Source organism: Flavobacterium sp., from assembly GCF_031411595.1.
Taxonomy (GTDB): Bacteria; Bacteroidota; Bacteroidia; order Flavobacteriales; family Flavobacteriaceae; genus Flavobacterium.
This window is the reverse complement of sequence record NZ_JANOBI010000027.1, coordinates 33,024-46,397: the sequence shown is the minus strand read 5'-3', so window position 1 is coordinate 46,397 and position 13,374 is coordinate 33,024. Positions and strand designations below refer to the sequence as shown.

Sequence of the window (13,374 nt, the reverse complement as noted above, 5' to 3'; positions counted from 1 at the left end):
ATGAGCGGTAGTGGTTTCAAAATGGGTTTGGCGATTGCTACATATGAATGGATGGCGGCGGCGACACTGATTATCGTAGCGGTTTTCTTCATGCCCGTTTATTTGAAAAACAAAATTTTCACAATGCCACAATACCTGCACAAACGCTACAACAGCAATGTCGCGATGATTATGGCGGTGTTTTGGTTGCTGCTTTATGTATTGGTAAACTTGACTTCAATTCTGGAGTTGGGTGCTTTAGCGATTAGCAGTATTTCAGGTTTGAACATTACGTTGTGCATGGTTTTCCTAGCTTTTTTTGCTGTGATGATTACGCTCGGGGGTATGAAAGTAATTGGATATACTGATGTAATTCAAGTGTTCTTTTTAATTTTAGGTGGATTGGTAACTACGTATTTGGCGTTGAATTTAGTCGCTACAGAATTTGGTTCTACAGGTGTAATCAATGGATTCAATTTAATGACCACGCATGCCGGCGACCATTTCCATATGATTTTTGAAAAGACCAATCCCAACTACATGGACTTACCGGGACTTTCCGTTCTAATTGGAGGAATGTTGATCATCAATTTGAATTATTGGGGTTGCAACCAATACATCACGCAACGCGCACTAGGAGCTGATTTAAAAACGGCTCGAGGTGGCATTCTGTTCGCCGCATTTTTAAAACTATTAATGCCAATCATTGTAGTTTTACCAGGAATCGCCGCTTATGTGTTATACCAAAACGGGCATTTTCAAACCGAAATGCTACAAGATGGAAGCGTGAATCCCGATCGAGCGTATCCGATTTTATTAAACTTGCTTCCCGTAGGTTTAAAAGGACTTTCGTTCGCCGCTTTGACCGCTGCGATTGTGGCATCATTAGCAGGGAAAGCCAATAGTATCGCGACAATTTTCACCTTGGATATTTACAAAACCAAACTCAACGTCGAAGCCGATGAGAAAAAATTAGTCAAAATTGGGAAAATGACGATTGTTGCTGCGATGTTGGTGGCCGTTTTAGTAGCACCATTTTTAGGCATTGATAAAAAAGGTGGTTTTCAATACATTCAAGAATATACTGGTTTCGTTAGTCCGGGTGTTTTCGCAATGTTTATCTTAGGTTTCTTCTGGAAAAAAACCACTTCGAATGCCGCATTGTTTGCTACGATTGGCGGGTTTATGTTTTCGATTATTTTCAAATTCATGCCGTCGTTTGTCAATTTAGCCTTTTTAAATCCATATGGTTTTTCCGTACCAAATGCAGATGGCATTTACGAAATTCCGTTTATAGATCGTATGGGATTTGTATTCTTGATTTGCGTCATTGGAATGTATTTCATCAGTAAATACGAAACCAGAAACGGCGTTCAACCTCATGGTTTGGAAGTAGATAAAACCATGTTCAAAATGTCGCCAAGTTTTACCGTTGGAATGCTAATCATTCTTTCGATTTTGGCTGCGTTGTATACGGTGTTCTGGTAGGATTTAAACTTTCTTAATCACATAAGTCACAATGCCCCAAACGATAAATTGGTTTTCATCAGTGACTTTTATAGGCTCATATTTCGGATTTTCAGGCATCAACCAAAGCGCGTCTTTTTCAAGTTTGATGCGTTTCACCGTGAAACTACCGTCGATATAACAAATCGCAATTTTATTGTTTTGAGGCTCTAAACTGCGGTCTACAACGAGTACATCTTTGTCATCAATTCCGGCATTCACCATCGAATTGCCTTCGACTTTAATATAAAAAGTAGCCAACGGATTTTCAGATAACGCTTTGTTGAGGTCGATTGCCGTTTCCATAAAATCCAAAGCCGGAGAAGGAAATCCAGCGGAAACACCATGGTCGAAATACGGGATTTTAATCTCGCTCTCGAAGTCAGGCTTTAAAAAAGTCAGTTTTATTGGCATCGTATCGTCAGAATTTGGTCAAAGCGGGTGGTATATTTTGGTGAAAGCATGTTCTGCCGCATGTTCCAAGTTTGTTTTCCTTGCGCACCGAGTTTCACTTTTCGATCGCCGATTTTTTCATTAATGGCATCCATCGCTTTCATCAAAAACAAATGCTTTGGATTTTCATCAGCAAACATATCGAATTGTTTTTCATTTTCAGGACACAACTGCGTCACAATAACGCCGGCTTTTTTATACAACAATCCGTCATTTTCCGCATGTATTTTTTGAAGCATTTTCACAGCGGTATCCACAATGGTCAAAGTCGAGTTGGTTGCAAAAGGCAATGTCACGATTTGCTGGTAATACCTGCTTTTTCTTCCTTCATCAAAATCCATCGTATTGAGCATGACAATAATGGTCTGACAACACGAATGTTGTCGTCGCAATTTTTCCGCACAAACCGAAGCAAAAGTCGAAACCCGCTCTCGCAACGCATCATAATCTGAAAGTTGTTTTGGAAAACTGCGCGTAATGGCAATGCTTTTTTTATCTGAAACTTCCTCGAGTCCCAACACCGATTTCCCTTCGAGTTCGCTTTTGAGTCGCAACCCAACCACGCCCATTTGACTCTTAATCCATGCGGTATGCATCGGATCAATAAAATCGAAAGCAGTCGTAATATTTCTGACTTTCATCTTTTTCTTCATGCGATGCCCAATGCCCCAAACGTCTTCAATTTTTGTCCACTTCAAAGCTTTGATGCGTTTTTCATCCGTATCAATTACATAAACGCCTTGTGTTTTATCGGGAAATTTCCGCGCAATTTTATTAGCTACTTTCGACAAAGCTTTAGTAGGAGCCACGCCCACACAAACCGGAATGCTGAGCCATTTCCGAATGCGGGTTTTCATCTGCAAACCATAATCGTGATAATTGGGAATCGTCATACCATCAAAATTCATGAAGGCTTCATCAATGCTGTAAACTTCAACATTCGGTGTAAACTGTTTCAGGATTTCCATCACGCGGCCACTCAAGTCGCCATACAAAGCATAATTGGAAGAAAAAACCTGCACTTGATGTTCGCGCAACAAATCCCGAACTTTAAATTCCGGCGCGCCCATCGGAATGCCCAACGCCCGTGCTTCATCACTTCGCGAAATAATGCAACCGTCATTATTCGACAAAATAGCCACAGGCTTCCCGACCAAATGCGGTTGGAAAAGCCGTTCACACGAAGCATAAAAATTGTTACAATCGACTAATGCATACATCTTGTAAATTTACGGTTTACAAAAGTTAATTTTGTCAATGTTGATAATTTTTTGAGGAGCTATTTCCCGCTATCATTCCAATCTTGTCATTGCGAGCTTGCGCGGCAATCTCCCAATGCCAAGGATTTTCCCTTCTATCGGGGCTAGGGCTTTCGTTTAAAATCGAAATCCGATTTTAATACCACCCCATTTGCTGCTACTTCCTTTTTCAAACTCTCGTGTAATCATAACACGCGAATACTCCAAAAACAAAGTGCATGTTTGAAGTACAATGCCATAATTGACCTGCGCCGTAAAACGCTCTATCTGGCTGTCAGGAATCGTATACGGACTTTTACGATTGAACAAGCCGCCTTGCAAAGTGGCATCATAACCAATGATATTGAGCATCGGTTGCACATAACCATAAAGCGCCAATTTCTTTTTAGTTTTTAAAGAAGCAAATGGCTCATTAATGATTCCAAATGTCGTGTTGATTCCTACTGATGCATTTGTAAATAATGTTCCAAGTCGTAGCGTTGTATTGGTTTGTAGCGAAAATAAATTGTTGTAACGCAATAATTTTTTTTCATAACCCACTTCATAATTCAAAACAGCATCATTGCGAATCTGATGCTGCCAACCTTGTGGAATTGTATTTCCGGTAGCTTCGTGAATCGCCACCTGCATTTCTTTTCCAAATGCACCCGGACCAATTAGCCCGATATTCAAGGACGAAACCCATCGTGATTTATGAATTGTATCTGTTGCTATGGCAAAACTTTTGAGCATAATAGCAGCGGCAAAAGGTCGATCGCCATATTGAATTTCGGGGCTTCCGATATTAAAAGCGGTAAAGCCGATGTGCTCAATCGAGATTCCGTATTGGGATTCTCTTTTCTTTGATTTCTGAAATAGTTTATTGATTGGGTTATGTCGCATGGCCGGAGAGACCAATTCAAAATTATAACCTTGCGTATAATCCTGATCTTTCGAAGCAAAATAATCATTGTCATAATTAAACCGGAAGTAACGCTCGGTTTTGAGATCTCGAAAGGAAGCCGTATTGTCTATTTTCTGGGCGAATAGACAAAGCGGAAAAGCAATTAAAAATAAAAGATAGATTGCATGTTGTTTCATACTTCCATGTACGGAAATATGTTGGTGCGGGTTTTCTTTTAACCGCAAAGAGCGCAAGGATTCACGCTAAGTTCGCTAAGGAATACAAAAGCTTTGTGCTCTTTGCGTGAAAACTTAGTGTCCCTTGCGGTTAATCCAATAAAAAAGCCATCGGAATTCGATGGCTTTTTCTATAAATTTTGATTTTTTTATCCGAGTAAATCCATCACTAACGAAGGAAATAATCCAATCGCTACATTCAAAAGAATGGCTACAATTGCAACGCCATAAATTAATACTGGCGTTCCGGTTCTAGGTTTTTCAGGTTCTTTGGTATACATCGCCAAAATCAATTTGAAATAATAGCCAACACTGATAATCGAGTTGATTACCGCGACAATCACCAACACCAAATAACCCGCTTGTATCGTTTGGCTGAACAACGTCAACTTCGCAAAGAATCCCGCAAAAATCGGAATGCCTGCCATCGATAATAAAGATCCGGTTAGTATCGCTGCCAACAATGGATTCGTTTTTCCTAATCCGTGAAAGTTGACGATATCTTCGTTGTCTCTGTTTTTACACACATATAAAATCACCGCAAACGCTGCAATTCCGGATAGCGCATAAGCTGAAGCATAATACAACAAACTGCCTGCAGAAGTTGTGATACTCAATAAAGTCATCAACATAAATCCGGCGTGAGAAATTCCTGAAAAGGCCAACATACGTTTCACATTCGCTTGTTTCAAAGCCATGATATTCCCAACCGTCATTGATGCCATCGATACGACCACCACCACAATTTGATATTGATACGAAATTTCCGCATTCATCGCCGAAAGCAATTTGAATAAGGTGGCCATCGCTACAACTTTCGCTAATGTACTCATCGTTGCTGTCGTCAATGCTGGAGCACCTTCATAAACATCAGGAGCCCAAAAATGAAATGGTACTGCCGCAATTTTGAAGAACATTCCAATGGTCACCAACGCAATTCCAATCGGAAACCAAATGGGTAATTCGGCAGAACGTGATAATTCGCTGATTTCAGTAACATCAAAAGTTCCCATGGCACCATAAATCATGCAGATTCCGAATAGGATGATTCCCGATGCGAAGGAACCCATGAGGAAATATTTCATTCCGGCTTCGTTGCTTTTCAAACTCAACCTGCTGCTTGCTGCCAAGATGTATAACGAAATCGATAATACTTCAATCCCTAAAAAGAACATCGCTAAATTCCCGAACGAAACCATTGCCACTGCGCCTGATAGCAGGAATATTTTGATGGCAACAAAATCGGAAAGTTTGGTCGGATGACTTTCATAGAAATTATGACTCAATGCGACTAGGAAAATGGTCAGTACAATAAACAAACTTGAAAACGATACAGAGAATTTATTCACGACAATCATGTTGTTGTAGAAACTTCCAGGCGTATTGAATTCGCAAACCGTCAATGCAAGAATCGCCATCAATCCCAAAATGGTGATGGGAACGAGCGCTTTTCTAAGATTCATAATCTCAAATAAAAGGCATAAAACACCTAATCCTACTATAGCTATTAATGTATTCATTTTTTATTTGACAGTTATCGGTTGATGTGAATTAATATATTTTCGATACTTGGCGTAATCAAATCGGTGATTGGTTTTGAATACAATCCGAAGAAGAATAAAACCGCGATGATGATGACCAATAGCAAACCTTCATTGAAAGTAACATCTTGAAATATTCGTGTATTGGTTTCGCCCAACATTACGTGTTGGAACATTTTGAGCATATAATAGGCGCCAAGAATAATGGTCAATCCACCCAAAATAGCAAACCCTAAATTGACTTGAAACAAACTATACAACACCGTAAATTCTCCCACAAAGTTGAATGTTGAAGGCAAAGCCACAGATGCCAAAACCAACAATAAGAACATTGAAGTGAATTTAGGTGATTGCGAACGAATACCGCCCATTTCTGCAATCAGTCTTGTTTCGTATCGTCTGTAAATGATTTCAGCAACGAAGAACAAACCAACCACTACGAAACCGTGTGCAATCATTTGCAATACTGCGCCACGCAATCCGTCGAGTGTTAATGTATAGGCACCACCAGCAATCAAACCAACGTGTGCTAATGAAGAATAAGCCAATAATTTTTTGATATCTTTCTGACGTAACGCTACGATTGAACCGTAAATCACACCGGCGATACTCAATCCGATTAGTGCATATTGATACCCTTTAGCTGTCAAAGGCGCAATCGGCAATTGCCAACGCAAGACGCTGTACAATCCCATTTTGAGCATGATTCCCGAAAGTAGCATGGTGCCAACTGTTGGTGCTTTTTGATAAACTTTTGCTTGCCAAGTATGGAAAGAAATCAGTGGAATTTTAATCGCATACGCTAAAAAGAAAGCCATGAAAATCCAGAATTGTTGGCCACATGACAAACGCAATTGGTATAAATCGGTGAGTAAAAAGCTTCCGGCTTGCAAGTATAAATACACAAAACCGGTTAACATAAATAACGAACCACCTAAAGTGTAGATGAAAAATTTCACTACTGCTTTTTTGCGTTCTTCAGCATCGCCATTACCCCAAAGCAGCGCGATGAAGTAAATAGGAATTAACGATAATTCCCAGAAGATGTAATATAATAATCCGTCTGCGGCGAGGAAAGTTCCTACCATTGCAAACGACATGAATAAGATTAAGGAATAGATCGCTTTGGCATTTTTGAAGTCATTTCCAAAACCTGAAAAGATGATGATTGGTGTTAACGCGGTGGTCAATAAAACCATGGCCAATGCTAATCCGTCAGTTCGTAACGCGAAAGCGATATTGGGTTTGGTAATCCAAGCGGTGGTGAAATCGAGGTCTTGTCCGGCATAGAATAAATTCAATAAATAGATTGAATAACCGAATGCGCCCAATCCGAATAACAAAGCCACTTTAGAAGCCAGTTTGTCGCCTGAAAGATACGTGGCCAATGTGCCAACTAAGAGTAGAATTAATAAGTAAATTACATCCATTAGGTATAAATTATTGAGCTAAAAATAAATAGGAAATGATTGCGATAACGCCTAACACAAATGAAAACAGATACAATCCGATGTTTCCGTTTTGTACTTTTCTCCCTTGTGCACCGACTACCATAGCTGCTTTTCCCAATCCGAAAATGAATCCCGAAACCGCAGTTTCGATATAATCACGGAAGAAACGCGATAAGGCATTGATGGGTTTTACAAAGACGAATTCGTAAATTTCATCAACATAATATTTGTTGTATAATATTTTCGAAAATCCAGTGATTTTATCGTCTTCCTCAGGCAATTGGTTTTGTTTGTTGTATTTCATATAAGCGATTCCAATACCGACAACCGCACCAACCAAAGCAATGCCCATCAACATATATTCTTGACTTCCCAAAGGATGTTCCTCGTGTGCTACTGTGAAAAGCGGTGCTAAATAATGATTTAACCAAGTGCTTCCTGGTAAATTAATCACTCCTCCAAAGAATGCTAAAACCGCTAATATGATTAATGGAATCGTAATCAATTTTGGACTTTCATGCAAATGGTGTTTCTGTTCTTCGGTGCCTCGGAATTCTTTTCCGAACGTCAGAATCATCAAACGAAACATATAGAATGCGGTCATGATCGAAGCGATTGAACCCACAATCCAAAGCATTTTATTGTGTTCGAAAGCGACCATTAATATTTCGTCTTTCGACCAAAATCCTGCCAATGGGAAAATTCCGGAAATCGCTAAGCTTGAAATCAACATCGTGATGAAAGTAATCGGCATGACTTTTTTAAGACCGCCCATTCTTCTCATATCTTGTTCACCATGCAAAGCGTGAATCACAGAACCTGAACCTAAGAACAAACAAGCTTTGAAAAACGCATGTGTAATCACATGGAAAACGGCCACCTGATAAGCGCCGCAACCCAAAGCCAAAAACATCAATCCCAATTGAGAAACGGTTGAATAGGCCAATACTTTTTTAATATCATTCTGAACCAAAGCAATCGTTGCAGCCACCAAAGCTGTAGTAGCTCCAATTACAGCAATAACCATTTGTACTTGTGGCGTCAATGAAAATAAGAAATTCATTCTTGTTACCATAAAGATACCGGCCGTTACCATCGTTGCCGCATGAATCAAAGCCGAAACCGGAGTTGGCCCAGCCATCGCATCAGGCAACCAAGTGTATAACGGAATCTGTGCCGATTTTCCACAAGCACCAATAAACAAAGCCAAAGCCGCCAACACAATCCAGTTTGGATTGACGTTTGCTGAAGTTTCCAAAGCGGTTTTTAAAGTCGCAAAATCTAAAGTTGAGAATACTGCACCAAGAACGAAGATTCCGATTAATAAACCTAAATCTCCAATACGGTTCATGATAAAAGCTTTCTTAGCTGCGTCATTATATTCTTGGTTTTTATACCAGAATCCGATGAGCAAGTAGGAGCAAAGTCCAACGCCTTCCCATCCGATAAACATGATTAATAAATTACTTCCGACCACAAGTGTTATCATGAAAAACACGAACAAATTCAAATACGCAAAGAACGTATGCATTTTCTCATCGTCGTGCATGTAACTGATCGAATACAAATGAATCAATGAGCCGATTCCCGTAACGAATAACAACCATAACAATGATAATTGGTCGAGTAAAAATCCAAAATCAATTTTAAAATTGCTGATTTGAATCCAATCGAATAAAACCATTTGAATGGGTTGTTTGGTTTCATTAACCTGCATGAAGAACACCAAAGTCGCTACAAAAGAAACCACTACGGATAAGGTTCCGATGGTTCCCGATAAGGTTTTCCCCAAAGCTTTTCCGAAGAAAACGTTGATTAAAAATCCTGCAAAAGGAGCTAAAACTAAGACTAAAGCTAAAGTAGTATCCATAGAATATTATCCTTTTAATTTTTTTAAATTATCAATATCGATTGATCCTAAATTCCTGAAGATGGAAACCAAAATCGCCAAACCAACCGCGACTTCCGCAGCAGCCACAGCCATCGAGAAAAACACGAATACTTGCCCTTGCGAATCTTGATGATACGTTGAAAATGCCACGAACAACAAATTGACCGCATTCAACATAATCTCAATCGACATAAAAACGATGATGGCATTTCTTCTGTACAACACGCCAAATACGCCAATGCAGAACAAAATGACGCATAGGAAAATGTAGTTTTCAATACCAATTTGATTTAAAATATTGTTCATTTTATTTCTCTATTTTTTCTTTTTTAGACAATAATACGGTTCCAATCATCGCCACTAATAATAGAATCGACGCATATTCAAACGGCACCATATATTCATTCAATAATACTTTTCCTAAGACTTTAATCGATTGGTAATCCTCACCGGTAGCGACATATTCGCCCACAATCGGTTTCGAATTAACGAAAATCGCAATCAATACCAAACACATCAAGCAAAACAAAATCACGGCTGCCCAACGTGTCACACGAGGTTTGTGTACTTCATCTTCTTTATTCAAATTCATCAACATGATCGTAAACAAAAACAGAATCATAATGGCGCCTGAGTATACTATAATATGAACAATCGCCAAAAACTGCGAGTTCAATAAAAGATAATGACCTGCAATCGAAAAGAAACAAACCACCAAATAAATGGCCGAGTGGATCGGATTTTTAGTAAAAATCGTCAGAAATGCTGTGGCTAAAGTAACCGCCGACAACACACAAAAAAGAATCAGAGCTATTGACATTAGTTTAGGTTTTTAGTTTGAGCATTTTTCATCGCCATGTCTAACGGCATGACCAATTTGTCTTTCCCGAAAATGAAATCCTCCCGTTCGTAGCTCGAAGGCACGAGCACTTTCGAAGTCGTCAGATAAATGGCATCTTTCGGACACGCTTCCTCGCACAATCCGCAGAAAATGCAACGCAACATATTGATTTCATAAATCGATGCGTATTTCTCCTCACGGTACAAATGTTTTTCATCCGCTTTGCGTTCCGATGCCACCATCGTAATGGCTTCAGCAGGACAAGATAAAGCGCACAATCCGCATGCGGTGCAGTTTTCACGACCTTGTTCGTCACGTTTGAGCATGTGTTGCCCGCGATAAACAGGGCTCATCGTACGCACTTGTTCGGGATACTGAATTGTCACTTTGCGTGTAAACAAATGCTTAATCGTAATAAACAATCCTTTGATGATTGCCACCAAATACAACCGTTCCAGAAAAGTCATCTCCTTATTGGAAACCACTTTTTTTCTGCCCGATAATGATATAGATGCTATACTCATTTTTTTATTTTTATTTTTTCGAAGCCAATCCCGCTATCATTCCAATCTTTTGTGCCGAACACCGGCGCAAAAGGATTTTCCCTTCTATCGGGGCTAAACCCTTGTCTCTAATTTGCTTTATCGTTTATAACCAATTCTAATTCGTTCCGTTTTAAGCTCTTGTTTATCAATCAATTCATCCAAATAAGAAAAAACCAATTCGATGTTTTTGTCATGATTGACGAGTTTCTTTTTTATCGCTTCAAGCTCCGATTTGATGACAGCATTATCAGATAAATAATCCCGCATTTTAACGAACACTTCAATAATTCGAATGCTTGTTTCAACTGCTTTTTCGCTATTGATTACATTCGCCAACATCATGGTTCCGTGTTCTGTAAAAGCATACGGAAGCGTCGATGAAAATTTTAATTTTCTGAGGTGGTCGCAATTTGCGACCACCTGTTCTTTTTCAATCTGTGTTAACTGAAACATAAAATTTTCAGGAAACCTATTACTATTTCTTTTTACTTGTTCGTTCAATCTTTTTGTTGGCACTCCGAAAAGCTCCGCCAAATCGCTGTCGATCATGATTTTTTGATTTCTAATGAATAAAATTTTACTCAATATAATCTCATTTGGTACAATTACCTTTTCCATAAAAAATCTGTTTGGCGTTGACATTAAGAAACTTTTTTAAGGTGTTGTTTCCCATTACACCAATGTTTTACATTCCTAAATATGCTGCAATGTCATGTCTTAAAATCACAATTCCAGTCACAATAATATTTCCTATCGAAAGCGGAATCAAAATTCGCCATCCCAAATGCATCAATTGGTCGTATCTAAACCTTGGAATCGTCCAACGTACCCACATATAGAAAAATATGAATCCGCAGATTTTTATAAACAACACCATGATTCCGATTACATTCGCAAGGTTAACACCCCAGTGCTCCACCGCCCAATGCATGCCCGGATAATTGTATCCGCCGAAAAACAACACGGCTAATATCGTTGACGATATAAACATGTTTGCATATTCCGCAAACAAATAGAAGCCCATTTTCATCGAAGAAAATTCGGTATGATAGCCACCAATCAATTCCGACTCACATTCCGCTAAATCAAAAGGTGTTCGGTTGGTTTCTGCGAAGGCACAAATCAAGAAAATTAAAAAGGACAACGGTTGGTAAAACACATTCCAATGCCAACCTGATTGTTGGGCGGATATTTCTCTCAAGCTCAAGGTTCCGGTCATCATCAACAAGGCAATTACCGACAATCCCATCGCAACTTCGTAAGAAACCATTTGTGAAGCCGCACGAACCGCACCCATCAAGGAGAACTTGTTATTCGATGCCCAACCTCCGATCATGATGCCATAAACACCCACAGAAACTACTGCAAAAACATACAATAAAGCCACATTAATATCGGTGGCTTGTAGTAAAATATCGCGTCCAAATAAGTGAAATTTATCACCCCACGGAATCACAGCACTCGTCATTAAAGCGGTGCTCATTGCTATCGCTGGCCCAACAAAGAATAAAAATCTATTGGGTGTATTGGGTTCAAATTCTTCTTTCGCAAATAATTTCAATCCATCGGCAAGCGGCTGGAACAATCCTAACGGACCCGCTCTGTTCGGACCAATCCGGTCTTGCAGCCATGCTGCTACTTTACGTTCAGCCCAAGTGGAATACATGGCCATCAGCATCGTCACGGCAAAGACTACCAGAATGATGACGCTTTTATCTATGATGAGTGTACTATTCATTATTACCCAGTTTTTGTTGGTTGATAATGTCTTCTTGAGTCAATGGCGTAGTTGGCATACTGATTTTTTTACGGTCGATGTCTCTTCCTAATAGAATGTTTTTCTCCGTAGCGATTTCTACTTTATCTAATTTTCTAGTGTAATTGTTTTGGTTGATTACCGAATCCTTTTCAAATTTACGCGGTCCTTCAATCACCCAATCCGCTGGGTTTTTATGGTCGAAACGACATTCATTACAAATGAATTCTTCTACTTCATGGTATTCATCTTTGCGTCCGGTAACCCTTTGAATTTCATCACCAAACATCCAAACGGTGGTTTTTCCACAGCATTTGGTGCAATTACGGTGCGCATTGTAAGGTTTGTTAAACCAAACTCTCGATTTAAATCGGAAGGTTTTATCTGTCAAAGCTCCAACTGGGCACACATCAATCATGTTTCCTGAAAACTCATTATCGATGGCTTTTGAAAGACAGGTTGAAATATTGGAGTGATCACCACGATCCATAACGCCATGCACACGGTTGTCTGTCAATTGATCGGCTACCATCACACAACGGTAACATAAAATACAGCGATTCATGTGGAGTTGAATATTCGGACCAATATCTTCTGGTTCGAATGTTCTTTTCTCTTCGATGAATCTGGTTTGTGATTTTCCGTGTTCGAAGCTTAGATTCTGCAAATCACATTCACCGGCTTGATCACAAACTGGGCAATCCAACGGATGGTTGATTAACAAAAATTCTGTGACAGATTTTCTGGCTTCTGTGACGCGATCTGAAGATTTGCTATTGACTTCCATGCCGTCCATGCAACCCGTTACGCATGATGCCATCAACTTGGGCATTGGTCTCGGATCAGCTTCGCTTCCTTTGGCAACTTCCACCAAACAACAACGACATTTTCCGCCGCTTCCTTTGAGTTTAGAATAATAGCACATCGCCGGTGGAACGACTTCGCCACCAATCATACGCGCTGCTTGCAGGATTGTGGTTCCTGGTTCTACTTCAATTTCTTGACCGTCTATAGTTACTTTCATGTAAATTTT

At 39.6% G+C, this 13,374-nt stretch carries 13 protein-coding genes; 1 reads left to right on the top strand and 12 read right to left on the bottom strand.

Annotation, left to right across the window (positions count from 1 at the left end):
- Nucleotides 1-1,467 (top strand): sodium:solute symporter family transporter (locus tag RMO03_RS06160; protein ID WP_309641220.1); only part of this gene is annotated, 1,467 nt, incomplete at its 5' end.
- Nucleotides 1,468-1,470: 3 nt separating this feature from the next.
- Here the strand turns inward: RMO03_RS06160 and RMO03_RS06155 are convergent.
- The 12 genes from RMO03_RS06155 to RMO03_RS06100 all read right to left on the bottom strand — a co-directional run bounded on the left by RMO03_RS06155 (nt 1,471) and on the right by RMO03_RS06100 (nt 13,365).
- Nucleotides 1,471-1,899, bottom strand: a complete 429-nt coding sequence (locus tag RMO03_RS06155; protein WP_309641219.1) for a translesion error-prone DNA polymerase V autoproteolytic subunit — start codon at nt 1,897-1,899, stop codon at nt 1,471-1,473.
- Complete coding sequence (locus tag RMO03_RS06150; protein ID WP_309641218.1) at nt 1,890-3,158, bottom strand: Y-family DNA polymerase; 1,269 nt, start codon at nt 3,156-3,158, stop codon at nt 1,890-1,892. The genes RMO03_RS06155 and RMO03_RS06150 overlap by 10 nt, the downstream gene beginning before the upstream one ends.
- 156 nt (nt 3,159-3,314) lie before the next feature.
- Nucleotides 3,315-4,277, bottom strand: a complete 963-nt coding sequence (locus tag RMO03_RS06145; RefSeq protein ID WP_309641217.1) for a lipid A deacylase LpxR family protein — start codon at nt 4,275-4,277, stop codon at nt 3,315-3,317.
- Between the two features lie 188 nt (nt 4,278-4,465).
- The gene (locus RMO03_RS06140) at nt 4,466-5,836 is read right to left on the bottom strand and encodes an NADH-quinone oxidoreductase subunit N (RefSeq protein WP_309641216.1); all 1,371 of its coding nucleotides are present in this window, start codon (nt 5,834-5,836) and stop codon (nt 4,466-4,468) included.
- Between the two features lie 14 nt (nt 5,837-5,850).
- Nucleotides 5,851-7,287, bottom strand: coding sequence for an NADH-quinone oxidoreductase subunit M (locus tag RMO03_RS06135; RefSeq protein ID WP_309641215.1), 1,437 nt, complete (start codon nt 7,285-7,287; stop codon nt 5,851-5,853).
- 10 nt (nt 7,288-7,297) lie between these two features.
- Complete coding sequence (gene nuoL / locus RMO03_RS06130; protein ID WP_309641214.1) at nt 7,298-9,178, bottom strand: NADH-quinone oxidoreductase subunit L; 1,881 nt, start codon at nt 9,176-9,178, stop codon at nt 7,298-7,300.
- A gap of 6 nt (nt 9,179-9,184) precedes the next feature.
- Nucleotides 9,185-9,505, bottom strand: coding sequence for an NADH-quinone oxidoreductase subunit NuoK (gene nuoK / locus RMO03_RS06125; protein WP_309641213.1), 321 nt, complete (start codon nt 9,503-9,505; stop codon nt 9,185-9,187).
- A gap of 1 nt (nt 9,506) precedes the next feature.
- Complete coding sequence (locus RMO03_RS06120) at nt 9,507-10,019, bottom strand: NADH-quinone oxidoreductase subunit J (RefSeq protein ID WP_309641212.1); 513 nt, start codon at nt 10,017-10,019, stop codon at nt 9,507-9,509.
- Complete coding sequence (locus tag RMO03_RS06115; protein ID WP_309641211.1) at nt 10,019-10,564, bottom strand: NADH-quinone oxidoreductase subunit I; 546 nt, start codon at nt 10,562-10,564, stop codon at nt 10,019-10,021. Before RMO03_RS06115 ends, RMO03_RS06120 begins: the two co-directional genes overlap by 1 nt.
- Before the next feature lie 117 nt (nt 10,565-10,681).
- The gene (locus tag RMO03_RS06110; protein ID WP_309641210.1) at nt 10,682-11,203 is read right to left on the bottom strand and encodes an ORF6N domain-containing protein; all 522 of its coding nucleotides are present in this window, start codon (nt 11,201-11,203) and stop codon (nt 10,682-10,684) included.
- 67 nt (nt 11,204-11,270) lie between these two features.
- Nucleotides 11,271-12,323, bottom strand: a complete 1,053-nt coding sequence (gene nuoH, locus RMO03_RS06105; protein ID WP_309641209.1) for an NADH-quinone oxidoreductase subunit NuoH — start codon at nt 12,321-12,323, stop codon at nt 11,271-11,273.
- Nucleotides 12,316-13,365, bottom strand: coding sequence for a 2Fe-2S iron-sulfur cluster-binding protein (locus RMO03_RS06100; RefSeq protein ID WP_309641208.1), 1,050 nt, complete (start codon nt 13,363-13,365; stop codon nt 12,316-12,318). The genes nuoH and RMO03_RS06100 overlap by 8 nt, the downstream gene beginning before the upstream one ends.
- Between the last annotated feature and the right edge of the window lie 9 nt (nt 13,366-13,374).

Excerpts from the sequence above, each read along its gene's own strand:
- nuoK (WP_309641213.1), bottom strand. The coding sequence starts at position 9,505 with ATGAACAATATTTTAAATCAAATTGGTATTGAAAACTACATTTTCCTA.
- RMO03_RS06120 (WP_309641212.1), bottom strand. The coding sequence starts at position 10,019 with ATGTCAATAGCTCTGATTCTTTTTTGTGTGTTGTCGGCGGTTACTTTA.
- nuoH (WP_309641209.1), bottom strand. The coding sequence starts at position 12,323 with ATGAATAGTACACTCATCATAGATAAAAGCGTCATCATTCTGGTAGTC.
- RMO03_RS06140 (WP_309641216.1), bottom strand. The coding sequence starts at position 5,836 with ATGAATACATTAATAGCTATAGTAGGATTAGGTGTTTTATGCCTTTTA.
- RMO03_RS06155 (WP_309641219.1), bottom strand. The coding sequence starts at position 1,899 with ATGCCAATAAAACTGACTTTTTTAAAGCCTGACTTCGAGAGCGAGATT.
- RMO03_RS06135 (WP_309641215.1), bottom strand. The coding sequence starts at position 7,287 with ATGGATGTAATTTACTTATTAATTCTACTCTTAGTTGGCACATTGGCC.
- RMO03_RS06150 (WP_309641218.1), bottom strand. The coding sequence starts at position 3,158 with ATGTATGCATTAGTCGATTGTAACAATTTTTATGCTTCGTGTGAACGG.
- nuoL (WP_309641214.1), bottom strand. The coding sequence starts at position 9,178 with ATGGATACTACTTTAGCTTTAGTCTTAGTTTTAGCTCCTTTTGCAGGA.
- RMO03_RS06100 (WP_309641208.1), bottom strand. The coding sequence starts at position 13,365 with ATGAAAGTAACTATAGACGGTCAAGAAATTGAAGTAGAACCAGGAACC.
- RMO03_RS06110 (WP_309641210.1), bottom strand. The coding sequence starts at position 11,203 with ATGGAAAAGGTAATTGTACCAAATGAGATTATATTGAGTAAAATTTTA.
- RMO03_RS06145 (WP_309641217.1), bottom strand. The coding sequence starts at position 4,277 with ATGAAACAACATGCAATCTATCTTTTATTTTTAATTGCTTTTCCGCTT.
- RMO03_RS06115 (WP_309641211.1), bottom strand. The coding sequence starts at position 10,564 with ATGAGTATAGCATCTATATCATTATCGGGCAGAAAAAAAGTGGTTTCC.